Raw genomic sequence first — 25,228 nt, 5'->3', positions numbered from 1 at the left:
GCCGACCATGAAAGCAACGCTTGCAGCCCTCGTCCTCGTCGCGACCTCGGTCACGGCCCTGGCCCAGACCACCCCGGTGGGCCTGTGGCGCAACGTCGACGACAAGACCGGCGAGGCCAAGGCCGAGATCCGCATCGGCGAGGCCGGCGGCGCGCTGCTGGGGCGCATCGAGAAGTCGTTGAAGAAGGACGGCAAGCCCGACGCGGTCTGCGACGAATGCTCGGACGACCGCAAGGGCCAGCCGATCGCGGGCCTGGAGATCATCCGCGGCGGCAAGAAGGCCGACGGCAAGGACGTCTGGGAGGGCGGGAAGATCCTCGACCCCGAGAACGGCAAGGAATACCGCGCGAGCTTCACGCCGATCGACGGCGGCAAGAAGCTCGAAGTGCGCGGCTACCTGGGGCCCTTCTGGCGCACCCAAACCTGGAACCGTGTGCAGTAAGCCTGCGCGCAACCTATCCAAGAAATACCAAACATGTCCCGATTTCAAGTGAAGAAGGTCGCCGTGCTCGGCGCCGGCGTGATGGGCGCGCAGATCGCGGCCCACCTCGTCAACGTGCGCGTGCCGGTGGTGCTGTTCGACCTGGCGGCCAAGGAAGGCCCGAAGAACGGCATCGTCACGCGCGCCATCGACAACCTCAAGAAGCTCAAGCCCGCGCCGCTGGGCGACGTGGCCGACGCGGGCCTGATCCAACAGGCCAACTACGACGACAACCTCGACCTGCTCGGCGAGTGCGACCTGGTGATCGAGGCGATCGCCGAGCGCATGGACTGGAAGCTCGATCTCTACAAGAAGATCGCGCCGCACGTCGCCAAGCACGCGATCCTGGCCTCGAACACCTCGGGCCTGTCGATCACCCAACTCAGCGAGGCATTGCCCGAAGCACTGAAGCCGCGCTTCTGCGGCATCCACTTCTTCAATCCGCCGCGCTACATGTTCCTGGTGGAGCTGATCAACACGCCCACCACGCAGCCGCAGGTGCTCGACGACCTCGAGGCCTTCGTCACCAGCACGCTCGGCAAGGGCGTGGTGCGCGCGCACGACACGCCCAACTTCATCGCCAACCGCGTCGGCATCGCCGGCATGCTGGCCACGCTCAAGGAAGTCGAGAAGTTCGGCCTCACGCCCGACGTGGTGGACGACCTCACGGGCAAGAAGCTGGGCCGCGCGAGCTCGGGCACCTTCCGCACCGCCGACGTGGTGGGCCTGGACACCATGGCCCACGTGGTGAAGACGCTGCAGGACAACCTGAACGCCGAGACCGATCCCTTCTACGCCAACTTCGCGACGCCGCCGGTGCTCGCCAAGCTGCTGGAACTGAAGAACCTGGGCCAGAAGACCAAGGCCGGCTTCTTCAAGAAGGTGGGCCGCGACATCCTGCGCTTCGACCTCCAGAGCGGTGACTACGTGCCCGCCGGCGCCAAGGCCGACGAGGTCTACGGCCGCATGCTCAAGAAGCCCGCGGGCGAGCGCCTGAAGTTGCTGCGCGAGAGCGAAGGACCGCAGGGCCAGTTCCTGTGGGCGATCCTGCGCGACGGCTTCCATTACGCGGCCGTGCACCTGGGCGACATCGCCGAGAGCGCGCGCGACATCGACTTCGCGATGCGCTGGGGCTTCGGCATGAAGCAGGGCCCGTTCGAGCTCTGGCAGGAAGCCGGCTGGTCGCAGGTCGCGAAGTGGGTGCAGGAAGACATCGACGCCGGCAAGGCGCTGAGCAGCGCGCCGCTGCCGAAGTGGGTGTTCGAAGGCCCGGTGGCCGAGGCCGGCGGCGTGCACACGCCCGAAGGCTCGTGGAGCGCTTCGCAGAACAAGTTCGTGCCGCAGCGCAAGCTGCCGGTGCACGACCGCCAGCTGTTCCCCGAGAGCGTGCTCGGCGCGAACGCGGCCGATGCCAACACGGCCGGCACCACGATCAGCGATGAAGGCGACGTGCGCGTGTGGACGCTCGACGGCGAGGTGCTGATCGCGAGCATCCATTCGAAGATGCACGCCATCAGCCCCGACGTGGCCGAGGCGCTCGGCGCCGCGGTCGACCTGGCCGAGGCCGAGTACAAGGGCCTGGTGATCTGGTCGCCCGACGAGATGTTCTCGGTCGGTGCCGACCTGCAGGCGATGCTGCCGGCCTTCGTGGTCGCGGGCATCGGTGCGGTCGAGGGCGCGGAGGAAGAGCTGCAGAACGTGATGCTCAAGATCCGCTATGCCAACGTGCCGGTGGTCTCGGCCGTGCGCGGCCTGGCGCTGGGCGGTGGCTGCGAACTCGCCGTGTACTCGTCGAAGCGCGTGGCGGCGATGGAAAGCTACATCGGCCTGGTCGAGGTCGGCGTGGGCCTGATCCCCGGCGCCGGCGGCCTGACCTACATCGCGCGCCGCGCGGCCGAGAACGCCTCGGCCTCGACCGGCACCGACCTGCTGCCCTTCCTCACCGAGGGCTTCACGGCCGCGGCAATGGCCAAGGTGGGCACCGGCGCACTCGATTCGAGGAAGCTCGGCTACCTGCTCGGCAGCGACGTGATCGTGCCGAACAAGGACGAGCTGCTCTACGTGGCGCTGCAGCAGGCCAAGGCCATGGCCGACGCCGGCTACCGCCCGCCGCTGCGCCGCACCTTCCGCGTGGCGGGCCGCAGCGGCGCCGCGACGATCAAGGGCCAGCTCGTGAACATGCGCGACGGCGGCTTCATCAGCGCGCACGACTTCCACATCGCGAGCCTGATCGCGAACGTGGTCACCGGCGGCGACGTGGACGCGGGCTCGCTCGTGACCGAGGAATACCTGATGGCGCTGGAACGCAAGGCGTTCTGCTCGCTCATCGTGCACCCCAAGACGCAGGAGCGGATCATGGGGATGCTCAGCACCGGCAAGCCGGTGCGCAACTGAGGACGGATTTCATGAGCAAGCAAGTACAAGACGCCTACATCGTCGCGGCCACCCGCACCCCCATCGGCAAGTCGCACCGCGGCTACTTCCGCAACCACCGTCCCGACGACCTGCTCGCGACCACGCTGAAGGCCGCGCTGGCGGCGGTGCCCGGTCTCGATCCGAAGGCCATCGAGGACATCATTTGCGGCTGCGCCATCCCCGAGGCGCAGCAGGGCCTGAACGTCGCGCGCATCGGCGCGGTGCTCGCGGGCCTGCCGACCAGCGTGGGCGGCATCACGGTCAACCGCTTCTGCGCCTCGGGCCTGTCGGCGGTGCAGATGGCGGCCGACCGCATCCGCGTCGGCGAGGCCGACGTGATGATCGCGGCCGGTGTCGAGAGCATGAGCATGGTGCCGATGATGGGCAACTCGCCCTCGCTGTCGCCGTCCATCTTCGAGCGCGATGGCGACGTGGGCATCGCCTACGGCATGGGCCTGACGGCCGAGAAGGTCGCGCAGCAGTGGAAGGTGAGCCGCCAGGCCCAGGACGAGTTCGCGCTGGCCTCGCACCAGAAGGCGCTGGCCGCGCAGAAGGCCGGCAAGTTCGCGGACGAGATCACGCCGATCGAGGTGACCGACCGCGCGCCCGACCTCGAGAGCGGCGAAGCGATCGCGACCACGCGCACCGTGAACCTCGACGAAGGCGCGCGCCCCGATACCAGCATCGAAGGCCTCGCCAAGCTGCGCACCGTGTTCGCCGCGCGCGGCACGGTCACGGCCGGCAACAGCTCGCAGACCTCCGACGGCGCGGGCGCGCTGATCCTGGCCAGCGAGAAGGCGGTCAAGCAGTTCGGCCTGACGCCGCTGGCGCGCTTCGTGAGCTTCGCGAGCAAGGGCGTGCCGCCGCACATCATGGGCATCGGCCCGATCGAGGCGATTCCCGCGGCGCTGCGCTATGCCGGCCTGAGCCAGCAGGATATCGACTGGATCGAGCTCAACGAAGCCTTCGCGGCCCAGTCGCTCGCGGTCATCAACACCCTGGGGCTCGACCCGTCGAAGGTCAACCCGATGGGCGGCGCGATCGCGCTGGGCCATCCGCTGGGCGCGACCGGCGCGATCCGCTCGGCCACGGTCGTGCACGCGCTGCAGCGCGAGAAGCTCAAGTACGGCATGGTCACGATGTGCGTGGGCATGGGGCAGGGCGCCGCCGGCATCTTCGAGCGCGTCTGATCGATCACGCGCCAGGCAACGCGACGAGTGCCGGTGCAACCAGGAGACAGGACAGTGATGGAACAGATGCAGCAGCAGCTTCCGGTCGACGGTGGCGCGCAGCAACTGGCGGTGCGCCGCTACGAACCCGCGGGCGCGCCGCGCGCCAGCATCGTGATCGGCGGCGCCATGGGCGTACGCCAGTCCTTCTACGAAGCCTTCGCGCGCTGGCTCGCGGGCCAGGGGCTGCGCGTCTGGACCTTCGACTACCGCGGCTCGGGCGACTCGCGTGGCGCCGCCTCGCTGCGCGGCTTCGAGGCCGACCTGTTCGACTGGGCGCGCGACTACGAGGCGGTCATCGACGCCGCCAAGGCCGCGCTGCCCGCGCAGCCGCTCTACCTGCTGGGCCACAGCCTCGGCGCCCAGCTGCCGGGTTTCCTGCAGCGCCCCGAGCAGGTCGACGGCCTGGTGAGCATCGCGGCCGGCAGCGGCTACTGGCGCGAGAACGCGCCGCGGCTCAAGCGCAGCATCCTCTACTTCTGGTTCGTGCTGGTGCCGCTGGTCACGCGGCTGTGCGGCTACTTCCCGGGCCGCAAGCTCAGGAAGGTGGGCGACCTGCCGCGCGGCGTGATCCTGCAATGGCGGCGCTGGTGCCTGAACCCGCGCTACAGCGTGGGTGCCGAGGGCGAGCTGGCGCAGAAGAGCTACAGCCGCGTGCGCTTCCCGGTGCTCGCGCTGTCGATGACCGACGACGAGCTGATGACGCTGGCCGGCACGCACAGCCTGGTGAGCTTCTACGACCAGGCGCCGCGCGCCATCGAGCGCATCGCGCCGGCCGACGTGCAGGCGCGGCGCATCGGCCACTTCGGCTTCTTCCGCGAGCAGTTCAGCCAGAGCCTGTGGCCCGCCACGGTCGACAAGCTGCATCGGCTGGGCGCGTTGACGACCGCGCCCGGCGTCCCGCACACGACTGCCTGAGGCCGCGCGCCGGAGCACACTGCGGCCATGAGCACGAGCACTCCCCATCCCTTCGACAAGGCCATTGCGCTGCAGCACAGCGACCTGCGCGCGGGCCATTTCACGGGCACCACCAGCCCCGACTACTGGAACATGGTCGGTCCCTTCGGCGGCACCACGGCGGCGGTCGCGCTGCAGGCGGTGCTGCAGCATCCGGACCTGCTGGGCACGCCGATCGCGCTGACCGTGAACTACGCGGCCGCGCTCGAGGCCGGTGCCTTCGACGTGCAGGCGACCGCGGTGCGCACCAACCGCTCGACCCAGCACTGGACCGTGCAGATCACCCAGCCCGGCGCGAGCGGCGCGCCGAACATGACGACCACCGCCACCGTGGTGACGGCCGCGCGCCGCGAGACCTGGGGCCGGAGCGACCTGGCCATGCCCGAGGTGCCGAAGCCCGAGGCGGTCGAGCCGATCCGCATCGGCCCGGCCGGCGTGGCCTGGGTGCAGCAGTACGAGATGCGCCCGTTCAGCGGCGGCATTCCCGCGCAGTGGGACGGCAGCCTGCAGCACAGCGAGACCCGCATCTGGGTGCGCGACGCGCAGGCGCGGCCGCTCGACCTGCCCTCGCTCGCGGCGATGAGCGACGTGTTCTATCCACGCATCTGGCTGCGCCGCGCCAGGCACGTGCCGGCCGGCACGGTGTCGATCACCACCTACTTCCACGCCGACGCGGCGCAACTGGCGGAGGTCGGCACCGGCTTCCTGCTCGGGCAGGCCACGGGCCAGCAGTTCTTCAACGGTTTCTTCGACCAGACCGCGCAGCTGTGGAGCGAGGCCGGCGTGCTGCTCGCGACCTCGAACCAGATCGTCTACTACAAGGAATAGCCTCCGGTTCCGCAAGGCCCGCGGCCGCCCGGAGAGAATCCAGCCCACCCAGGAGACAACGCCGCATGACGAAGACCGTCGAGTTCTATTTCGATTTCGGCAGCCCCGCCGCCTACCTCGCCGCGACCCAGCTGCCCCACGTGTGCGCCGACACCGGCGCCGAGCTGGTCTGGAAACCGATGCTGCTGGGCGGCGTGTTCCAGGCCACGGGCAACCACTCGCCGGCCGAGATCGCGCCCAAGGGGTCGTACATGACGACCGACCTGCAGCGCTTCGCCAGGCGCTACGGCGTGCCCTTCGTGCACAACCCGCACTTCCCGATCAACACGCTGCTGCTGATGCGCGGTGCCACCGCGATCCAGCTGCAGCAGCCGGCGCGCTTCGATGCTTACGTCGATGCGATCTACCACGCGATGTGGGTCGAGCCACGCAATCTCAACGATCCGGCCGAGGTGGGCGCGGTGCTGCAGGCGGCGGGCTTCGATCCCGCGGCACTGCTCGCGGCCGCGGGCCAGCAGGAGGTCAAGGACCGCCTGAAGGCCGTCACGCAGGAGGCCGTGGCGCGCGGCGTGTTCGGCGCGCCCACCATGTTCGTGGGCAGCGACATGTTCTGGGGCCAGGACCGGCTCGACTTCGTGCGCGAGGCGCTGGCCGCCTGATCCCTTTCCTCTTTCTTCTTTCCACAGGACACAAGCCATGAGCGACATCCTCGTCCACGCCGAAGCCGGCGTGATGACCATCACCTTCAACCGCGTCGACAAGAAGAACTCGATCACCAGCGCGATGTACGCCGAGCTGGCCGATGCGCTGGCCAAGGCCGAGGGCGACGCGGCCGTGCGCTGCGTGCTGATCCAGGGCGACCCGACCATCTTCAGCGCCGGCAACGACATCGGCGACTTCCTCAATGCGCCGCCCGCGGGCAAGGACTCGCCGGTGTTCCGCTTCCTGCGCGGCATCGCGACCTTCCCGAAGCCGATCGTCGCGGCGGTCTGCGGCCCGGCGGTGGGCATCGGCACCACGATGCTGTTCCATTGCGACCTGGTCTACGCGGGCGACAACGCGGCCTTCTCGATGCCCTTCGTCAACCTCGGCCTGTGCCCCGAGGCGGCCTCCAGCCTGCTGGTGCCGCAGATGCTCGGCTACCACCGCGCTGCCGAGGCGCTGCTGCTGGGCGAACCCTTCATGGCCGAGGCCGCGCTCGAGGTCGGCCTGGTCAACCGCGTGGTGCCGCCGACCGAGGCCAACGCCATCGCCCAGACCCAGGCGCGCAAGCTCGCGGCCAAGCCGCTGAGCGCGCTGGTCGAGACCAAGCGGCTGCTCAAGAAGGCGCAACTGCCCGCGGTCATCGAGCGCATGGACGAGGAGGGCGCGAGCTTCGGCCGCATGCTGCGCGAGCCCGCGGCGCGCGAGGCCTTCGGCGCCTTCATGGAGAAGCGCAAGCCGGATTTCTCCAAGCTCTGAGCACGGCGCGGGTCCGTACCTACAACCTGCGTTCTACGGGCTTTCCACAAGCCGCCGAGGCCCCTTCGGCGGGGTCGCACGCGTACACTGGTCCGCGTGCCAGTCCTCCAGTTACACACGCCAGCAGCCCGCGCCCAGCGGTCGTTCGATGCTACTGAAAAGGTAGCAATTCGGCCGACGCGCAGGCAGGCGCTGGGCCTGCTCGGCGCCACCCTGGCGGCACCGTCGCTGGTGCTCGCGCGCGTGCGGCCGTTGCGCATCGGCGTGCTCGGTCCCTGGTCGGGTGCCTACGTGGGCGGCGGGCGGCAGTTCGATGCCGGCATGGCGGTCTGGCTGGCCGCGCACAACCAGCAGATCGCGGGCCGCCCGGTCGAGCTGCTGCGGCGCGACGTGCCCTTGAGCGCGCCCGACATGGCGCGCCGGCTCGCGCTCGACCTGGTGGAGAACGAGCGCGTCGACCTGCTGACCGGCCTGCACTTCAGCTCCAACGCCTATGCCGTGGCGGCCGTCGCCACGCAGGCCAAGGTGCCCACGGTGATCATGAACGCGGCCTCCTCGGGCATCACCGCGCGCTCGCCCTACACGGTGCGCGTGTCCTTCACCATCGCGCAGGTCACGCTGCCGCTGGCGCGCTGGGCGCTCAAGGAGGGGCTGCGCGAGGTCTGCACCGTGACGGCCGACTACGCCTCGGGCGTCGATGCCGAAACCGCCTTCGTCTCGGGCATCACGGCCGGCGGCGGCAACGTCGGTGCCATGCTGCGCGTGCCGCTGGCCACGCAGGACTACACGGCCTACATGCTGCGGCTGCGCGAACTCAAGCCGCAGGCGGTGTTCTTCTTCCTGCCCTCGGGCCAGATGCCGGCGGGCTTCCTGCGCGCCTGGCGCGACCGCGGCATGGCCGACACCGGCATCCGGCTGCTGTCGACCGGCGAGGCCACCGACGACCACTACCTGCAGAACATCGGCGAGCTGGCCGAGGGGCTGGTCACCAGCCACCACTACTCGTACGCACACGAGTCGCCCGAGAACCGCCGCTTCGCCGCGGCCTTCGAGACCGAGTACGGCTCGCACCTGCGGCCCGGCTATTTCGCGGTGGCCGCGCACGATGCCTTCGCGGCGCTGGACCTCGCGATGGCCTCGCCGCTGATGCGCGGCGGCGGCAGCCCCGAGAAACTGATCGACGCCTTCCGCGGCCTCAAGCTCGAGAGCCCGCGCGGCCCGATCGAGATCGACGCCTACACGCGCGACATCGTGCAGACGGTCTACATCCGCCGCACCGAGCGCCGCGACGGGCGCTGGATCAACCGGGAGTTCGAGCGCTTCGAGAAGGTGCGCGATCCGGCGCTGTGAGGCTGCCCGGGCCGATCAGGCCGCCGGCTGCTCGATCGCCCGCGGCCGCCCGCTGTCGTCGATCGCCACGTAGGTGAAGGTGGCCTGCGTCACCTTGATGTACTCGCCCTGGGCGCGGAAGCGCTCGGCGAAGACCTCCACGGTCACGGTGATCGAGGTGCGGCCGATGCGCACCAGCTTCGAATAGAAGGACAGGATGTCGCCGATGCGCACCGGCTGCTTGAAGATGAATTCGTTGACCGCCACCGTCGCCTGGCGCCCCTTGGCGTAGCGCGCCGGGATCACCGAGCCGGCCAGGTCGCACTGGGCCATGACCCAGCCGCCGAAGATGTCGCCGTTGGCATTGCAGTCCGCCGGCATCGGAATCACCTTGAGCACCAGCTCCATGTCGGTGGGCAGGCTCTTCAGGGTGGCGGCGGCGTCGGCACTGGGGGAATCGGACATGGGCAACAATCAGGGCAGAAAAACGACCACGATTGTCCCTCATGCGCCGCGCCGGCGAAGCTGTTTCCACCCCCACCTCCTCCCCACCGCATGCCGGCGGCCACGCACCCGCGCGCGCCGACCGCTCCGACTGGGCCACGCTGCGGCGCCTCTTTCCCTACCTCTGGGACTACAAATGGCGCGTGCTGTTCGCGCTGGGCTTCATGGTGGCGGCCAAGGTGGCCAACGTCGGCGTGCCGCTGCTGCTGAAGAACCTGGTCGACACCATGACGCCCAAGCCCGACATGGCGCAGGCGCTGCTGGTGGTGCCGATCGCGCTGCTGGTGGCCTACGGGCTGCTGCGCTTCAGCACCTCGCTGTTCAACGAGCTGCGCGAGCTGATCTTCGCCAAGGCCACCGAGGGCGCGGCGCGCCGCATCGCGCTCGAGGTGTTCGGCCACCTGCATTCGCTGAGCCTGCGTTTCCACCTCGAGCGCCAGACCGGCGGCATGACGCGCGACATCGAGCGCGGCACGCGCGGCGTGCATTCGCTGATCTCGATGTCGCTCTACAGCATCGTGCCGACCATCATCGAGCTAGTGCTGGTGCTCGCCATCCTCGGCGTGAAGTTCGATGCGCTGTTCGTCTGGATCACGCTGGCGGCGCTGGTGCTCTACATCGGCTTCACGGTCACCGTGACCGAGTGGCGCACCCAGTTCCGCAAGACCATGAACGAGCTCGACTCGCTGGCGCAGAGCCGCGCGGTCGATTCGCTGTTGAACTACGAGACCGTCAAGTACTTCAACAACGAGGCCTTCGAGGCGAAGCGCTACGACGCCAGCCTCGACCGCTACCGCAAGGCCGCGATCACCAGCCAGCGCACGCTGAGCATGCTCAACGCGGGCCAGCAGGCGCTGATCGCGGTCAGCCTGGTGCTGATGCTGTGGCGCGCCACCTCGGGCGTGGTCGAGGGCCGCATGACCCTGGGCGACCTGGTGATGGTCAACGCCTTCATGATCCAGCTCTACATCCCGCTCAACTTCCTGGGCGTGATCTACCGCGAGATCAAGCAGAGCCTGACCGACCTCGACAAGATGTTCGTGCTGATGGAGAAGGAGCGCGAGGTGCGCGACGCGCCCGGCGCGAAGCCGCTGGCCGGTGCCGACGCCACGGTGCGCTTCGAGGACGTGAGCTTCGCCTACGAGGCCGCGCGGCCGATCCTTCGGCACGTGAGCTTCGAGATCCCCGCGGGCAAGACGGTGGCGGTGGTCGGGCCCTCGGGCTCGGGCAAGTCCACGCTCGCGCGGCTGCTCTACCGCTTCTACGACGTGCAGCAGGGCCGCATCACCATCGGCGGCGAGGACATCCGCGCGGTCCAGCAGGCCAGCGTGCGCCGCGCGATCGGCATCGTGCCGCAGGACACGGTGCTGTTCAACGACACGGTCGAATACAACATCGCCTATGGCCGCCCGGGCGCCACGCGCGAGGAGGTCGAGGAGGCGGCCCGCGCGGCGCGCATCCACGACTTCATCGCCGCCACGCCCCAGGGCTACGCGACCACGGTGGGCGAGCGCGGCCTGAAGCTGTCGGGCGGCGAGAAGCAGCGCGTGGCGATCGCGCGCACGCTGCTGAAGAACCCGCCGATCGTGATCTTCGACGAGGCCACCTCGGCGCTCGACTCGGCCAACGAACGCGCGATCCAGTCCGAGCTCAAGAGCGCGGCGCAGGACAAGACCACGCTGGTGATCGCGCACCGCCTGTCGACCGTGGTCGACGCGCACGAGATCCTGGTGCTCGAGGCCGGCGTGATCGTCGAGCGCGGCACCCATGGCGAGCTGCTCGCGAAGCAGGGCCGCTATGCGCAAATGTGGGCTTTGCAGAAGAGCGAGGCGGCGCCCTTGCTCTAGCCCGATCATTCTTTTTTTGACGATTCCAGGAGTTCAGACGTGTCGACCAAGATTCCCCTGCTGGTGCTCAACAGCCTCTCGAGCGCCCACCAGGCCCAGATTGCCGAGGTCTACGACGTGGCCTATGCGCCGGGCGACGAAGCCCGCGCGGCCGCGATCGCCGCGCGCGGCCATGAATTCCGCGCGGTGCTGACCATCGGCGTGATCGGCATCACGCCGGCCGAGATCGAGGCCATGCCCAAGGTCGAGCTGATCTGCTGCCTGGGCGCGGGCTTCGAGGGCGTGCCGCTCGAGGTGACCCGCGCGCGCGGCATCGTCACCGCCAACGGCGCCGGCACCAACGACGACTGCGTGGCCGACCATGCCTTCGGCCTGCTGATCGCCATCGTGCGCGGCTTCCGCACCCTCGACCGCCAGTGCCGCGAAGGCGTGTGGCGCGAGGCGATCCCGCAGCCGCCGAACGTGTCGGGCAAGAAGCTCGGCATCCTCGGACTGGGCACCATCGGCCAGAAGATCGCCAAGCGCGCGGCGGGCTTCGACATGGAGATCGGCTATCACAACCGTTCGCCGCGCGAGGGCTCGCCGCACCGCTACTTCGGCGACCTGAAGTCGCTGGCCGCCTGGGCCGACGTGCTGATGCTGGCCGCGCCCGGCGGCGCCGCCACGCGCCACCTGGTGAATGCCGAGGTGCTCGACGCGATCGGCCCCCGGGGCTACCTGGTGAACATCGGCCGCGGCAGCGTGGTCGACACCGAGGCGCTGGCCGCGGCGCTGCGCGAGAACCGCATCGCGGGCGCGGCGCTCGACGTCTACGAGAGCGAGCCGAAGCCGCCGCAACAGCTGATCGGCCTCGACAACGTGCTGCTGACGCCGCACCTGGCGGGCTGGTCGCCCGAGGCGACGCAGAAGTCGGTGGACCATTTCATCGCGAATGCCGAGGGGCACTTCGCGGGACGCGGCGTGCTCACGCCGGTCTGAGCGGCTGTTCCTCCTTCCCCACTTCCTTCCCCGTCTTGGGGAAGGCCGGGATGGGGGCACCGGGCGGTGGATCCGCCGGCAGCGCCGGATGCGCCGCGTGCCCCTACCCCAACCCTCCCCCAGCGGGGGAGGGAGTCAAGCCAGCACCGGCGGGCGGCGTGATCCCCACCCGCAGGCCTCGTCGTACGCATGCCCGAGCCGCAGCACTTCGAGGTCCGCATGGATCGGCCCCGCGAGCTGCAGCCCCATCGGCAGGCCCGCTTCGTTGAAGCCCGCGCGCACGTTGAGCGTGGGCAGTCCCGCCAGCGTGAACGGCGTGACGATCTCCATCCAGCGGTGGTAGGTGTCGCTTGGCACGCCGGCCACCTGCGCGGGCCAGTGCAGCTCGGCGTCGAAGGGGAAGACCTGCGCGGTCGGCGCCAGCACGAAGTCGAAGCGCTCGAACAGCGCGAGGAAGGCGCGGTAGACGTTCGAGCGCCATACCGAGGCTTGGAACAGCGAGGCGGCATCGAGGTGCCGGCTCTGCTCGATCTCCCAGCGCGCCTCGGGCTTGAGCTGCTCGACCAGCGCGGGCGTGTTCATGTAGGCACCGAGCTTGCCGCCCACCAGCAGCTGGCGCAGCCGCAGCCAGGCGCTCCAGTTGTGGGCGCGCGGCACGTCGAGGGTGCAGGGCTCGACCTCGCAGCCCAGCGCGCGGAAGGTGGCGAGCGCGCTCTCGCCGAGCGCGAGCACGCCGGGCTCGAGCGGCAGGTCGCTCCAGATGCTGCCGAGCCAGCCGATGCGCAGGCCGCGCACCTCGCCCTCGATCTGCAAGGCGTCGGGCGCGGGCAGGGCGTGCGGCGAGGACAGCGGCACGCGGCCGTCGAAACCAGCCTGCACCGAGAGCAGCCGCGCGGTGTCCTCCACCGTGCGCGCCATCGGGCCTTCGCAACCGAGCTGCTGGAAGAACAGCTCCTCGTCGGGATCGCCGGGGACGCGCCCGCGCGAGGGCCGCATGCCGATCACGTTGTTGAAGGCCGCCGGGTTGCGCAGCGAACCCATCATGTCGCTGCCGTCGGCCACCGGCAGCATGCCGAGCGCCAGGGCCACGGCCGCGCCGCCGCTGCTGCCGCCCGCGCTGCGCTCGGGTGCGTAGGCGTTGCGCGTGGTGCCGAACACCGTGTTGTAGGTGTGGGAGCCGAGGCCGAACTCGGGCGTGTTGGTCTTGCCGATGACGATCGCGCCGGCCGCGCGCATGCGCGCCACGTGCAGGCTGTCGGTGCGCGCGGGCGTGCGCGGCGGCAAGGGCGAGCCCTTCGAGGTCGGCAGGCCGGCCGCATGGCTCAGGTCCTTCACCGCGAGCGGGAAGCCGTGCATCCAGCCGCGGCGCTCGCCGCGTGCCAGCTCGGCGTCGCGCTGGTCGGCCTCGGCCAGCAGCGCCGCGGGGTCCCGCAGCGAGACGATGGCGTTGAAGCGCGGGTTCAGGGCCTCGATGCGCGCGAGCGTGGCCTGCATCAGCTCGCGGCACGAGAGGCTGCGTTCGGCGAGGCGGCGCGACAGGGCGGTGGCGCTGAGGGCGAGGAGGTCGTCGGTGGGCATGGCGTGGGATCGGAGAAGGACGAGGCGCCAGTATGTGGCAGCCCGGCGCCGCCCGGGGCCGGACCGGGGGCGGGTTGTCCCCGAGCACCGGCCGGCGCGGCCCCGCGCGCGGCGGCACATAATCGCCCGCCATGGAAACCAAGTGGCTCGAAGACTTCATCAGCCTGGCCGAGACGCGCAGCTTCAGCCGCTCCGCCCAGTTGCGGCACGTGACCCAGCCGGCGTTCTCGCGCCGCATCCAGGCGCTGGAGGGCTGGGCCGGCACCGACCTCGTCGACCGCAGCTCCTATCCCACGCGGCTCACGCCCGCGGGCCAGACGCTCTACAGCCAGGCCATCGAGATGCTGCAGGCGCTGCAGAGCACGCGCGCCATGCTGCGCGGCCATTCGGCCGCCGGGCAGGACGTGATCGAGTTCGCGATACCGCACACGCTGGCCTTCACCTTCTTCCCCTCGTGGGTCACCAGCCTGCGCGAGCACTTCGGCCCGATCAAGAGCCGGCTGATCGCGCTCAACGTGCACGACGCCGTGCTGCGGCTGGTCGAGGGCAGCTGCGACCTGCTGATCGCCTACCACCACCCCTCCCAGCCGCTGCAGCTCGACGCCAACAAGTACGAGATGGTGAGCCTGGGCGAGGAGACCGTGGCGCCCTGGGTCAAGGCCGACGCCGAGGGCGCGCCGCGCTACCGGCTGCCGGGCCGCGCCGGCCAGCCGCTGCCCTACCTGGGCTATGCACCGGGCGCCTACCTGGGCCGCGTGGTCGACCAGCTGCTCAAGGAATCGGGCACCGCGATCCACCTCGACCGGGTCTACGAGACCGACATGGCCGAGGGCCTGAAGGTGATGGCGCTCGAGGGCCACGGCATCGCCTTCCTGCCGCAGAGCGCGGTGCGCAAGGAGGTGCGCATGCGCAAGCTGGTGAGCGCGCTGCCGCCCGAGATCGACCGGCTCGAGGCCACGATGGAGATCCGCGCCTACCGCGAGCGCCCGCAGGCGCCGCTGCAGACGCGCGCGGGCGGCCGCGCCGCCGCCAAGGCCGCCGGGCTCGAGTCGCTGCAGCCCAAGAGCTCGGCCGACGCGCTCTGGTCGTACCTCGTCGGCACCCAGCCGCCGCGCTGATTCCGGGGCCTCGTAGGGGGAGCGCCGCTGGTCGGGCCGGGCGTTTGGGTATAGCCTTTGGGGTCGGATTTGTGCACTGCACAATCTATAAAAGTCAGGCATAAGTGTTCCCGTAAACAGCATTGGCGTCCGTGCCATGACGCCCCTACAGTCCGGGCAGTTTTTCGGCCGCGGGTCGAACGACCGCAACTCCATGGCACGCGTTCTCGCGTGCTTTTTTTCAGCCGAGAGGTGGGTATGGGCTCCAACTTCAGAACCGAACACGACTTCCTCGGCGAGAAGCAGATTCCCGCCGTCGCCTATTGGGGGGTGCACACGGCCCGGGCGGTGGAGAACTTCGCGATCTCCGGCACCCGCGTGTCGGCCATGCCCGACCTGGTGCGCGCGCTGGCCTTCGTGAAGAAGGCCGCCACGCGCGCCAACGCCGACCTCGGCGCGATCGACCGCGACCGCGCGGCCGCGATCATCCTGGCCTGCGACGACCTGATCGAGGGCAAGCTGCTCGACGAGTTCGTGGTCGACGTGATCCAGGGCGGCGCCGGCACCTCGACCAACATGAATGCCAACGAGGTCATCTGCAACCTCGCGCTCGAGAAGCTGGGCCACGAGAAGGGCCGCTACGACGTGCTGCATCCCAACGACCACGTCAACGCCTCGCAGAGCACCAACGACGTCTACCCGACGGCCGTGCGGCTGGCGCTGTGGTTCGCGATCGGCAAGCTGCTCGAGGCCATGGCGGCGCTGCGCCGCAGCTTCGAGGCCAAGGCGCTCGAGTTCAAGGACGTGCTCAAGATCGGCCGCACCCAGCTGCAGGACGCGGTGCCGATGACCCTGGGCCAGGAGTTCCTGACCTACGCCATCATGATCGGCGAGGACGAGGCCCGCCTCGGCGAGGCGCGCGCGCTGATCGAGGAGATCAACCTCGGCGCGACCGCCATCGGCACCGGCATCAACGCGCCGCACGGCTATGCCAACCTGGCCTGCCAGTACCTGGCCGAGCAGACCGGCGTGCCGCTCAAGCAGGCCGCCAACCTGATCGAGGCCACGCAGGACACCGGTGCCTTCGTGCAGCTGTCGGGCGTGCTCAAGCGCGTGGCCACCAAGCTCAGCAAGACCTGCAACGACCTGCGCCTGCTCTCGAGCGGCCCGCAGGCCGGCTTCGGCGAGATCCGGCTGCCCGCGCGGCAGGCCGGCTCGTCGATCATGCCCGGCAAGGTCAACCCGGTGATCCCGGAGGTGATGAACCAGGTGGCCTTCGAGGTGATCGGCAACGACATCACCGTGACCATGGCGTCCGAAGCCGGCCAGCTGCAGCTCAACGCCTTCGAGCCGATCATGGGCTGGAGCCTGTTCAAGAGCATCAAGCACCTGGGCAACGCCTGCAACACCCTGCAGCTGAACTGCGTCGACGGCATCGAGGCCAACCGCGAGTTCCTCGCCAGGCGGGTGCGCGAGTCGGTCACGCTGGTCACCGCGCTCAATCCGCTGATCGGCTACGAGAAGGCCGCGCTGATCGCCAAGACCGCGCTGGCCACGGGCGGGCCGATCGACCTGGTGGCCGAATCGCTGGGCATCATGACGCGCGCCGAGATGGACGCGCTGCTGGTTCCGGAGAACCTGACCCAGCCCGTGCGGCTGTCCGTGCCGGTGCCCCCGGCCGCGGAACCGTCGGGCACAAAGGCTGCTTTGTGAAAGCCGGACAATGCCAAATCCTGTGTCCGCACCAGCCAGGCGCCTTATGCGCCCGCCCGGTGCGCGGCTCGGGGAAAATGCACCGGGTTGGTCCGGGTATTCCCCCGAGACATCATGTCTAGAATTTCGTTGTATCTCTCATTTCCGTCACCCTCAGGAGTTTTCCGTATGAAAAAGCAAGTACTGGCATTGGCAATCGCGGCGCTGGCCGCCGGCGGCGCGATGGCGCAGGCCAATGACACGCTGGCCAAGATCAAGGCATCGGGCGTCATCACCGAAGGTGTGCGTGAATCCTCGGGTCTGTCGTACACGCTGGGCAACGGCCAATACACCGGCTTCCACTACGACGTCTGCGCCAACATCATCAAGGACCTCGAGAAGGCCGCCGGCAAGAAGCTCGAAGTCAAGTACCAGCCCGTGACCTCGCAGAACCGCATCCCGCTGGTGCAGAACGGCACCGTCGACATCGAGTGCGGCTCCACCACCAACAACGCCACGCGCCAGAAGGACGTGGCCTTCGGCGTGACCACCTACGTCGAGGAAACCAAGATCGTCGTGAAGGCGAACTCGGGCATCAACTCGCTGGCCGACCTCAAGGACAAGACCGTCGCCACCACCACCGGCACCACGCCGCTGCAGACCGTGCGCAAGCAAAAGCGCGCCGAGAACCTGACCTTCAAGGAGGTCTACGGCAAGGACCACTCCGACAGCTTCCTGCTGCTCGAGACCGGCCGTGCCGACGCCTTCGTGATGGACGGCTCGATCCTGGCCGCGCTGGCCGCCAAGTCCAAGTCGCCGAAGGACTACAAGATCCTGAACGACGTGCTCGCCGTCGAGCCCATCGCCATCATGATCCGCAAGGACGACCCCGCCTTCAAGAAGGCCGTGGACGACAGCATCAAGGCCCAGGCCAAGTCGGGCGAACTCGCCAAGCTCTACGACAAGTGGTTCCTGAAGCCGATCCCCCCGGCAAACGTCACCATCAACCTGCCGCTGGGCGAAGCCACCAAGAACGCATGGGCCAACCCGAACGACAAGCCCGCTGAAGAGTACGTGACCAAGGAATAAGCGTCGCGTCGCTGCGTGAATGACGCCCACCTTTCGCGGTGGGCGTTTCTTTTCAGGGACTGATTTTCGGAAGAAGGCGAAGGAGTAAGAAAAATGGGCAACTGGGATTGGCAGGTCTTCCTGCAGGACCCCGGGGGGGAATATCCGACCTATCTGCAATGGATGCTGTCGGCCTGGGGCTGGACGGTGTCCGTGGCACTGTTGGCGTTGATCGTCGCGTTGGTGCTGGGCTCGCTGGTGGGGATCATCCGCACCCTGCCCGACAGCCCGTGGCTGGTGAGGCTGGGCAATGCCTGGGTCGAGCTGTTCCGCAACATTCCGCTGCTGGTGCAGATCTTCCTCTGGTACCACGTCATTCCGGCGCTGGTCCCGGTCATGAAGGGCGTGCCGAGCTTCATCCTGGTGGTGCTGGCGCTGGGCTTCTTCACTTCGGCGCGTATCGCCGAGCAGGTGCGCTCGGGCATCCAGGCGCTGCCCAAGGGCCAGCGCTACGCGGGCATGGCGGTGGGCTTCACCACGGCGCAGTACTACCGCTACGTGATCCTGCCGATGGCCTACCGCATCATCATCCCGCCGCTCACGAGCGAGACGATGAACATCTTCAAGAATTCGTCGGTCGCGTTCGCCGTGTCGGTCACCGAACTCACCATGTTCGCCATGCAGGCGCAGGAAGAAACCTCGCGCGGCATCGAGGTCTACCTCGCGGTGACGGCGTGCTACGTGGTGTCGGCCCTGGCCATCAACCGGCTCATGGCCTTCATCGAGAAGAAGACCCGCGTGCCGGGCTTCATCGTCTCGGCCAGCGGCGGCGGAGGACACTGACATGATGAATCTCGACCTGTCCTTCTACAACTGGGACGTCATCAGCAACTTCGTGATCAAGGGCTTCTACTTCAGCATCATGCTGACGGTGGTGGCCACGATCGGCGGCGTGATCTTCGGCACGATCCTCGCGCTCATGCGCCTGTCGGGCAAGAAGTGGCTCGATGCGCCCGCGGCGCTCTACGTCAACGGCATGCGCAGCATCCCGCTGGTGATGGTGATCCTGTGGTTCTTCCTGCTGGTGCCGGCCTCGTTCTATTCGCTGTTCGGCTCGGTGGGTTCCAACTACCGCTCCGAGATCTCGGCCGTGATCACCTTCGTCGCGTTCGAGGCCGCCTACTTCAGCGAGATCATGCGCGCGGGCATCCAGTCGATCCCGCGCGGCCAGGTGAACGCGGGCCAGGCGGTGGGCATGACCTACGGCCAGAACATGCGCCTCGTGGTGCTGCCGCAGGCCTTCCGCAACATGCTGCCGGTGCTGCTCACGCAGACCATCATCCTGTTCCAGGACACCTCGCTGGTCTACGCCATCGGCGCCTACGACATGCTCAAGGGCTTCGAGACCGCGGGCAAGAACTTCGGCCGCCCGATCGAGGCCTACCTGCTCGCCGCCGTCGTGTACTTCGTGATGTGCTATGCGCTGTCGTACCTGGTGAAGCGCCTGCACAAGAAAATCGCCATCATCCGCTGACAGAGCACTGAACCGGAGAGAAAGAAATGTCCGAAAAAATGATCGAAATCAAGAACGTCTCCAAGTGGTACGGCCCCGTGCAGGTGCTCAACGACTGCTCCGTCAGCATCGCCAAGGGCGACGTGGTCGTGGTCTGCGGTCCCTCGGGCTCGGGCAAGTCCACGCTCATCAAGACCGTGAACGCGCTCGAACCCTTCCAGAAGGGCGAGATCACCGTCAACGGCATCCCGCTGCACGACCCCAAGACCAACCTGCCGAAGCTGCGCTCCAAGGTCGGCATGGTGTTCCAGCACTTCGAGCTGTTCCCGCACCTGTCGGTGACCGAGAACCTCACGATCGCGCAGATCAAGGTGCTGGGCCGCACGCCCGACGAGGCCAAGACCCGTGGCCTCAAGATGCTCGACCGCGTGGGCCTGATGGCGCACAAGGACAAGTTCCCGGGCCAGCTCTCGGGCGGCCAGCAGCAGCGCGTGGCGATCGCCCGCGCGCTGAGCATGGACCCGATCGTGATGCTGTTCGACGAACCCACCTCGGCGCTCGACCCCGAGATGGTCGGCGAAGTGCTCGACGTGATGGTGAGCTTGGCCAAGGAAGGCATGACCATGATGGTGGTCACGCACGAAATGGGCTTCGCCCGCAAGGTCGCGAGCCGCGTGATCTTCATCGACGTCGGCGGCCGCATCCTCGAGGACTGCTCGAAGGACGAGTTCTTCGGCCAGCCCGAGAACCGCCAGCCGCGCACCAAGGACTTCCTCAACAAGATCCTGCAGCACTGAACGCTGCGCGTTGCGACAAATGACGAGGGCCATGCCGGCGACGGCATGGCCCTTTTTTCATGGTGTGCCGGATTTCGCCCATGCCTCGTCGAAGAAGGCCGGAATCTCCCGCCCCAGGCGCGCCAGCAGTGCCTGTCGGTCGAAGCCCGGCGGATCGGCGGCGATGTCGCCATCGGGCGTCTGGATGGGCATGGACGGTGTGTCCATGAACGCGAAGTGCCAGGCATTCGGGATGCGCTGCAGCTCGGCGGCCGGCATGTTGCGCGCGATCCATTCGGCATGGAAGCGCGGCACCAGGAAGCGGTCCTGCTCGGCTTCGTAGATGCGCGTGGGCACGCGCACCTGGGCCAGCGACGCGGCCGTGAAGGGCACGCCGGCCGGGGCCATGGCCACGACGGCGCGCACGCGCGGGTCGCGCAGCGAAGGCAGCAGCGATGCGGCCGGGGCGGTGGGGACGGCGGGCGCCGCGGACGTCCCGCCATCGCGGCCCACGCCGCAGAAGATCGGATCGGCGGCGCGCTCGCTCGCGCAATGCGCGGCGATGCGCGACAGGTCGGCCTGCGCGCCCGCGAGCGCGAGCACCGTGTAGCCGCCGGCCGAGTGGCCCACGGCGCCGATGCGCGGGCCCTGGTCGTCGCGCGCGATACGGTCCTTCCATTGCGGGTCCTGCAGCAGGGCGTCGATCACGTGCGAAGCCTGCCGCGGCCGTTCGCCGAAGTAGGCGGCTCCGCCCTGTTTCAGCCGCGAGCCGTCCTGCCAGTTGTCGCCCGGATGGCGCAGCGCCGCCACCAGGTAGCCCGCGCGCGCGAGCGCCTCGGCCAGGCTGCCGTGGCCCAGCTCGGTGCCGGCGAGGCCGTGGCTCAGCAGGATCAATCCCTTGAACTTCTCGTCGGGCGGCGCCTGGATCGCGGCGCGCACGGTGAACGGCCCCATGGCCGTCGTGCGAGGCGCGGCCTGGGTCGGGTAGTAGAGCGCGACCACGGTCGGCGCGGCATCGGGCGTGGCGCCCGGAATGCGGACCTGCCGCCAGCCGGCCTCGGCGGCCAGCAACTGGCAGGACAGCAGCAGGCCCGAGGCGAGCAGCAGGGCGTGGCGAGAGAGGAGGGCAGTGGCGCGCATCGGGGTCTCCATGGCGGGGTCGGTGGAGTGCGCATGGTTGCCGCGGGACGGCGCGGCGGCCAGGCGAATGCGATGAAGTGCGCGAAAGGCGGCGCGAAACGACCGGGTGAGGTGTCGAGGCCTCGTGGGCCGGAGCGGTCATGCGCCTTCGGTGGGTCAATCCGCCGATCGATAGACGGTCTTTCCTTCGAGCACGGTCTCCAGCACGCGGATGTCCTTGATGGCCGATGGATCCACCGCTACGGGATTGGCCGAGAGCAGAACGAGATCCGCCCACTTGCCGACTTCGATGGAGCCGCGCTCCTTTTCCTCGAAGTTCTGGTAGGCCGCGTTGATCGTCGTCGCGCGAAGCGCATCGATCGCACTGACGCGTTGCGCAGGCCCGATCACCGCGCCGCTCGTCGATACGCGGTTCACGGCGGCCCAGATCAGCCGCATCGGGTCCATCGGCACCACGGGCGTATCGGCATGGATGGTGTAGACCATGCCACGGTCCGCCGTGGATCGCGCCGGACTGATGCGCTCCGCACGCGCCGGTCCGAGGAAGACGTCGCGGTGCCGATCGCCCCAGTAGTAGGTGTGAAGGATGAAGTAGGACGGGATCACGTTCAGCCTTTTCATCTCGTCGAGTTGATCCTCGCGCACCGTCTGCGAGTGGATCACCGTGTGACGTGCGTTGCTGCGCGGTGCTTCTTCCTGAGCGCGCCGAAAGGCATGGAGGATGTCGTCGATGGCCGCATCGCCGTTCCCGTGCACGAGCAACTGGCGGCCGGCCTTGTGATGACCGAGAACCTGTTGCGCCAATGCCTCGCGATCCGCACGCGGAAAACCTCGGTAGCTCGCGTCGCCATGGAATGGCGTGTGGTAGGGCTGTCCCAGGTAACCCGTATAGCCCTGGATCGAGCCGTCGGCGAAGGTCTTGATGCCGCCGATCTTCACCTTCCTGCTCTTGAGATCGACCGTATCGAGTCCGGACATGCTCGTCGGCAAGGCCACCACGCGAATGGCGAGGTCACCTGCCTGCGCCGCCGCTTCGAGAGCCTTGATGCCGTCGGCACCGCTCGCACCGTCGCTGGCCGTCGTCACCCCGCGGGATGCGTAGAGCGCGCTGATGGCTTGGGTCGCGGCCTGCACCTGTGCCGCGGTCAGTGGTGGTTTGAGCCCGCCCACCATCTGCACGGCTGTCTCCTCGAGCACGCCATCCGGTTCACCGCTCGCATCCTTTCGAATCACGCCGCCCGATGGATCGGACGTTGCGGCGTCGATGCCGGCCAAGGCCAGGGCGACGCTGTTCGCCACGGCAAGATGGCCCGAGACATGGGTGATGAGGATCGGCTGCGTCGCCGAGACTCGATCGAGATCCGCGCGGGTCGGATGGCGTTTCTCGGCGAGGAGCGTGTCGTCGTAGCCGAAACCGGTGATCCATGCGTCGGGTCCGAGCTTGGCCCTTTGTTCCTCGAGGACCGACAGCAACTGCGAGAGGTCCTGCACCGGCCCGATCGGCGGGCTGTTGAGATCGGCCTCGAACAGCAGGTTGGTGCCCGCGAAGACAAGATGACTGTGCGCATCGTAGATGCCGGGGATCAGCGTCCTGCCAGCGAGATCGACGACCCGCGTCGCGCTGCCGATGTGCTTTTCGATCGCGCTCGATGCGCCGACGGCGAGGATCCTGCCATCGGAAATCGCGACGGCCTGAGCGACCGAGTTGTTTTCGTCGAGCGTCAGGACCGTGCCGTTCTTGTAGATCAGTTGTGCCGCCTGTGCCGGCGGCGCGGGCGGGACAGACGCGCCGATCTCCAACCCCCCGTTTCCGCCACCCCCGCTGCAACCCACCATGGCCATGCCGCTGACGGCAAGAAGAAGTGCCGCGCCGATCGATCGGGAACGCGAGCGCACCTTGCCCTGAAAAAAGGCACTTTTCATCTTAGATTACTCCCTTGCGTGAACCGGGCCAGAACGTTGGCGCCGGATTCAATCTACGAAAGAGCCTTGCGATTCGATAGAACCAGTGGCTTTGTTTTGGTGGAGCCAGGAGGAAAAGATGACGCTGCGCCTACTCGCACACGGCACCGCAACGGTGCGATGCCTCATGGCATCGGCTTGCACGGTGGCAAGCCTGCTGGCATCGATACCGACACAAGCCGCCGAGGACTGGACCGAGATCGCGTCCACCGCGCGCAAGAAGGTGCTGCTGCAGCGCGATTCGATCCGTCCGCATGGCGATGCCGTCGAGGCCTGGACGCTCTACCGCTACGACGAACTGCAGACCGATGTCGGCAAGACCCCGTACCGCAGCTCGCGCTACCTCTACGACTACGACTGCAAGGGCGCGCGCGAGAAGATGCGCCGCGTCGTGAGCCACAACGGGCCGCTGGAAGCGCACGACATCGACCTGAGTCGGCGCAGCGAGTGGAAGGCGGTGGGCGGGCCGACGACGGTGAGCGGGATCGTGTTCAAGAACGTGTGTGCCAAGGGGCGTTGACCGGTGCGTGCCGACGCCACGATGGCGGCGTTCTACTTGAGCCCTTCGGTATCGAGCGCCTTGCGGACCGCGGGCCGTGCCCGCACGCGTTGATACCAGGCCCGCAGGTTGTCCAGCCCATCGAAATGGATGTCGGCCCTGTAGACGGACGCGAGCCACGCGGCCTGGCCCCATTGGGTCAGCGCATAGAGGTAGGCGTCGGCGGCCGTGAAGCCATCGCCCATCAGGTAGTCGCGGCCGGCAAGCTGCTCGTCGATCCAGGCATAGCGCTGCTCGAGCTTGGGCTTCGCGGTCTCGACGCCGTACTTTCCGGCGAGCACGGCATAGAGCAGGGGAATGAAGCCCTTGTGGATTTCCGAGGTCAGGAAGCTCAGCCATTCCTGCAGGCGATAGCGCTCGAGGCTGCCGTTCTCCGGCGCCAGGCGCGACGCCGGCTTCAGGTCGGCCAGGTACTGAACGATGGCGGGGCCTTCGCGCAGCAACGTGCCGTCGTCGAGCTCGAGCAGCGGGACATAGCCGAAGGGGCTGAGTTCGCGGAAGTCGCGGCCGTCCTGCGTCCTGTGCGTCTTGTGGTCGACCTTGACGAGGTCGAAGTCGAGGCCCAGTTCGTTCAGCACGATGTGGGGCGAGAGCGAGCAGGCGCCGGGGATGTAGTAGAGCTTCATGGGTTCTTCGATGGGCGGGAGGTACGGCGCTGGAGAGCACCTCGGGCCATGTTAGGAACCGGGCGTGGATTTGGAAGAAGGCACATAAACTGCCTCTAGGTTAAAAAAATATACCTGCGGCCCTCTTCTCCATCGCGTGCTATGAAATCGAACGTCTCGGGTTGCTCCGTCGAGGAAGCCATGCGCCTCCTGGGCGGCCGCTGGCGACTTCTGCTGGTGTCCTATCTCGTCGACGGACCCAAGCGATTCAACGAGTTGCGTCGCGACGTGCCCGGCATTTCCCAGCGCTCGCTGACCCTGGACCTGCGCGCGCTGGAGGAGGCCGGGCTCGTGCAGCGAACCGTCCATGCAACGGTTCCGGTCAAGGTCGTGTACCAGCTCACACCGGACGGCGAGCGCCTGAAGCCTGTCGTCAGCGTGATGATGGAATTCGGGCTGTGGCTGAAGGCCAGGGCCGCGGGCTGAGGCGTTCGCTCGACCGGGTTGCCTTCATTCTCTCCATGCACCTTCGTGGCTCAACCAAAAAAGCACCCAACAATGATCACGAATCGCATCGTTCTCTCTTTGCTGATCGCCCTTGCCGCGGGTTGCTCGAGCCCGCCGAATGCCCCGCAAGCGAAGCCACCGGGATTTGGCAGCCTGGCGGACTACCCTGTTCCTGTTGGTTCCGGGGGCGGGCCGGAGTTGGAGTATTGCTTTCACTACTCGAAGCGCTTGTGGGAACTGACCAGTCTTCTGCGAGAGAACCAGATCACGGCTCAGAAGGCGCGGGACGTCACGAAGGCTTCTCTTGGCAGCCAGGCGATAGAGGAAGACCTGCTGGACTTGGACCAGTTCTCTCGCGAGTCGATCACGCCGGAGGCACTGGCTGGCGAACGCTTCATGCGATGCGCCAAGGTACTCCACCTTCCCGTTGAAGCCAGACACCAGGCGATTTCTCAGTCCTGCTTTGGAGTGCTGAAGGTGCCGCGCTATGTCTACGGGCTCAAGGAGCAAGGGAAGACGATCGATCAAGCCAGGGCGACATTGCTCGCGGCGAATTCCCCATCCACCGGCAGGATCCTGGGCTCGATCATTGACGACGTCTACGCAAGCTCGGGCGTCGATCAGTTCAATGGATTGAGCCGCAGGATGTTTCTTTCCTGCGTTGCGGCGGGCGGTGGTCCGAACGTTACCCAGCAATAGCGA

Annotated in this window: 24 protein-coding genes; 19 read left to right on the top strand and 5 right to left on the bottom strand. The window is 68.0% G+C overall.

Features of this window, described 5'->3' with window-relative positions:
- The first annotated feature begins 7 nt into the window (after positions 1 to 7).
- The 8 genes from AC07RV_RS23165 to AC07RV_RS23130 all read left to right on the top strand — a co-directional run bounded on the left by AC07RV_RS23165 (position 8) and on the right by AC07RV_RS23130 (position 8,721).
- Positions 8 to 442: a DUF2147 domain-containing protein gene (locus AC07RV_RS23165; protein ID WP_093354021.1), complete on the top strand. Its 435-nt coding sequence runs from the start codon at positions 8 to 10 to the stop codon at positions 440 to 442.
- Positions 443 to 475: 33 nt separating this feature from the next.
- Positions 476 to 2,875 carry a 3-hydroxyacyl-CoA dehydrogenase/enoyl-CoA hydratase family protein gene (locus tag AC07RV_RS23160; RefSeq protein WP_296776866.1) on the top strand — a complete coding sequence of 800 codons (2,400 nt, stop codon included), beginning with the start codon at positions 476 to 478 and terminating at the stop codon, positions 2,873 to 2,875.
- 11 nt (positions 2,876 to 2,886) lie between these two features.
- Positions 2,887 to 4,086, top strand: coding sequence for an acetyl-CoA C-acyltransferase (locus AC07RV_RS23155; protein WP_093354026.1), 1,200 nt, complete (start codon positions 2,887 to 2,889; stop codon positions 4,084 to 4,086).
- A 66-nt stretch (positions 4,087 to 4,152) separates the two neighbouring features.
- Positions 4,153 to 5,043: an alpha/beta hydrolase family protein gene (locus tag AC07RV_RS23150; protein WP_444814237.1), complete on the top strand. Its 891-nt coding sequence runs from the start codon at positions 4,153 to 4,155 to the stop codon at positions 5,041 to 5,043.
- A gap of 27 nt (positions 5,044 to 5,070) precedes the next feature.
- Positions 5,071 to 5,910 carry an acyl-CoA thioesterase gene (locus AC07RV_RS23145; protein WP_296776859.1) on the top strand — a complete coding sequence of 280 codons (840 nt, stop codon included), beginning with the start codon at positions 5,071 to 5,073 and terminating at the stop codon, positions 5,908 to 5,910.
- Between the two features lie 65 nt (positions 5,911 to 5,975).
- The gene (locus AC07RV_RS23140; protein ID WP_296776857.1) at positions 5,976 to 6,569 is read left to right on the top strand and encodes a 2-hydroxychromene-2-carboxylate isomerase; all 594 of its coding nucleotides are present in this window, start codon (positions 5,976 to 5,978) and stop codon (positions 6,567 to 6,569) included.
- A 37-nt stretch (positions 6,570 to 6,606) separates the two neighbouring features.
- Positions 6,607 to 7,371 carry an enoyl-CoA hydratase gene (locus AC07RV_RS23135; RefSeq protein ID WP_208509310.1) on the top strand — a complete coding sequence of 255 codons (765 nt, stop codon included), beginning with the start codon at positions 6,607 to 6,609 and terminating at the stop codon, positions 7,369 to 7,371.
- 243 nt (positions 7,372 to 7,614) lie between these two features.
- Positions 7,615 to 8,721: an ABC transporter substrate-binding protein gene (locus tag AC07RV_RS23130; RefSeq protein WP_444814238.1), complete on the top strand. Its 1,107-nt coding sequence runs from the start codon at positions 7,615 to 7,617 to the stop codon at positions 8,719 to 8,721.
- Between the two features lie 15 nt (positions 8,722 to 8,736).
- Here AC07RV_RS23130 and AC07RV_RS23125 read toward each other — a convergent pair whose 3' ends face one another.
- Positions 8,737 to 9,165, bottom strand: coding sequence for an acyl-CoA thioesterase (locus AC07RV_RS23125; protein WP_057590974.1), 429 nt, complete (start codon positions 9,163 to 9,165; stop codon positions 8,737 to 8,739).
- A gap of 41 nt (positions 9,166 to 9,206) precedes the next feature.
- Between AC07RV_RS23125 and AC07RV_RS23120 the strand changes: the two genes are divergently transcribed.
- Together AC07RV_RS23120 and AC07RV_RS23115 are read left to right on the top strand one after the other, a co-directional pair.
- Positions 9,207 to 11,051, top strand: a complete 1,845-nt coding sequence (locus AC07RV_RS23120; RefSeq protein WP_296776851.1) for an ABCB family ABC transporter ATP-binding protein/permease — start codon at positions 9,207 to 9,209, stop codon at positions 11,049 to 11,051.
- Positions 11,052 to 11,090: 39 nt separating this feature from the next.
- Positions 11,091 to 12,029 carry a 2-hydroxyacid dehydrogenase gene (locus AC07RV_RS23115; RefSeq protein WP_296776848.1) on the top strand — a complete coding sequence of 313 codons (939 nt, stop codon included), beginning with the start codon at positions 11,091 to 11,093 and terminating at the stop codon, positions 12,027 to 12,029.
- A 135-nt stretch (positions 12,030 to 12,164) separates the two neighbouring features.
- Here the strand turns inward: AC07RV_RS23115 and AC07RV_RS23110 are convergent, their stop codons facing one another.
- Complete coding sequence (locus AC07RV_RS23110) at positions 12,165 to 13,607, bottom strand: amidase (RefSeq protein WP_296776845.1); 1,443 nt, start codon at positions 13,605 to 13,607, stop codon at positions 12,165 to 12,167.
- A 131-nt stretch (positions 13,608 to 13,738) separates the two neighbouring features.
- Between AC07RV_RS23110 and AC07RV_RS23105 the strand changes: the two genes are divergently transcribed.
- The 6 genes from AC07RV_RS23105 to AC07RV_RS23080 all read left to right on the top strand — a co-directional run bounded on the left by AC07RV_RS23105 (position 13,739) and on the right by AC07RV_RS23080 (position 19,774).
- Positions 13,739 to 14,725 carry a LysR substrate-binding domain-containing protein gene (locus AC07RV_RS23105; protein ID WP_093354046.1) on the top strand — a complete coding sequence of 329 codons (987 nt, stop codon included), beginning with the start codon at positions 13,739 to 13,741 and terminating at the stop codon, positions 14,723 to 14,725.
- Positions 14,726 to 14,962: 237 nt separating this feature from the next.
- On the top strand, positions 14,963 to 16,417 hold the full coding sequence (locus tag AC07RV_RS23100) for an aspartate ammonia-lyase (protein ID WP_296776841.1): 1,455 nt from the start codon (positions 14,963 to 14,965) through the stop codon (positions 16,415 to 16,417).
- Positions 16,418 to 16,585: 168 nt separating this feature from the next.
- A complete protein-coding gene (locus AC07RV_RS23095) occupies positions 16,586 to 17,485 on the top strand; it encodes an amino acid ABC transporter substrate-binding protein (protein ID WP_093354050.1) in 900 nt (299 codons plus the stop codon).
- Positions 17,486 to 17,578: 93 nt separating this feature from the next.
- Positions 17,579 to 18,307 carry an amino acid ABC transporter permease gene (locus AC07RV_RS23090; protein WP_093354052.1) on the top strand — a complete coding sequence of 243 codons (729 nt, stop codon included), beginning with the start codon at positions 17,579 to 17,581 and terminating at the stop codon, positions 18,305 to 18,307.
- Position 18,308: 1 nt separating this feature from the next.
- On the top strand, positions 18,309 to 18,998 hold the full coding sequence (locus tag AC07RV_RS23085; RefSeq protein ID WP_057590982.1) for an amino acid ABC transporter permease: 690 nt from the start codon (positions 18,309 to 18,311) through the stop codon (positions 18,996 to 18,998).
- Between the two features lie 38 nt (positions 18,999 to 19,036).
- On the top strand, positions 19,037 to 19,774 hold the full coding sequence (locus AC07RV_RS23080; RefSeq protein ID WP_093354121.1) for an amino acid ABC transporter ATP-binding protein: 738 nt from the start codon (positions 19,037 to 19,039) through the stop codon (positions 19,772 to 19,774).
- 57 nt (positions 19,775 to 19,831) lie between these two features.
- On the opposite strand, the gene AC07RV_RS23075 is transcribed toward AC07RV_RS23080, so the two are convergent.
- Together AC07RV_RS23075 and AC07RV_RS23070 are read right to left on the bottom strand one after the other, a co-directional pair.
- The gene (locus AC07RV_RS23075) at positions 19,832 to 20,893 is read right to left on the bottom strand and encodes an alpha/beta hydrolase family protein (protein WP_093354123.1); all 1,062 of its coding nucleotides are present in this window, start codon (positions 20,891 to 20,893) and stop codon (positions 19,832 to 19,834) included.
- Positions 20,894 to 21,049: 156 nt separating this feature from the next.
- Positions 21,050 to 22,816 carry an amidohydrolase gene (locus tag AC07RV_RS23070; RefSeq protein WP_296776828.1) on the bottom strand — a complete coding sequence of 589 codons (1,767 nt, stop codon included), beginning with the start codon at positions 22,814 to 22,816 and terminating at the stop codon, positions 21,050 to 21,052.
- A 118-nt stretch (positions 22,817 to 22,934) separates the two neighbouring features.
- Between AC07RV_RS23070 and AC07RV_RS23065 the strand changes: the two genes are divergently transcribed.
- Positions 22,935 to 23,375, top strand: a complete 441-nt coding sequence (locus tag AC07RV_RS23065; protein WP_444814236.1) for a surface-adhesin E family protein — start codon at positions 22,935 to 22,937, stop codon at positions 23,373 to 23,375.
- 32 nt (positions 23,376 to 23,407) lie between these two features.
- Here the strand turns inward: AC07RV_RS23065 and gstA are convergent, their stop codons facing one another.
- Entirely contained in the window at positions 23,408 to 24,040 is a 633-nt protein-coding gene (gene gstA, locus AC07RV_RS23060) for a glutathione transferase GstA (protein ID WP_093354060.1), read from the bottom strand.
- A gap of 141 nt (positions 24,041 to 24,181) precedes the next feature.
- Here gstA and AC07RV_RS23055 point away from each other — a divergent pair, with 141 nt between their 5' ends.
- Positions 24,182 to 24,505 (top strand): winged helix-turn-helix transcriptional regulator, encoded by a 324-nt coding sequence (locus AC07RV_RS23055; protein WP_093354062.1) that lies wholly within the window; start codon positions 24,182 to 24,184, stop codon positions 24,503 to 24,505.
- A 72-nt stretch (positions 24,506 to 24,577) separates the two neighbouring features.
- The gene (locus AC07RV_RS23050; protein ID WP_296776816.1) at positions 24,578 to 25,225 is read left to right on the top strand and encodes a hypothetical protein; all 648 of its coding nucleotides are present in this window, start codon (positions 24,578 to 24,580) and stop codon (positions 25,223 to 25,225) included.
- Positions 25,226 to 25,228 lie beyond the last annotated feature (3 nt).

The organism is Variovorax sp. GW821-FHT09B01 (genome assembly GCF_059418345.1).
This window is presented reverse-complemented; position numbering and strand designations above follow the sequence as displayed.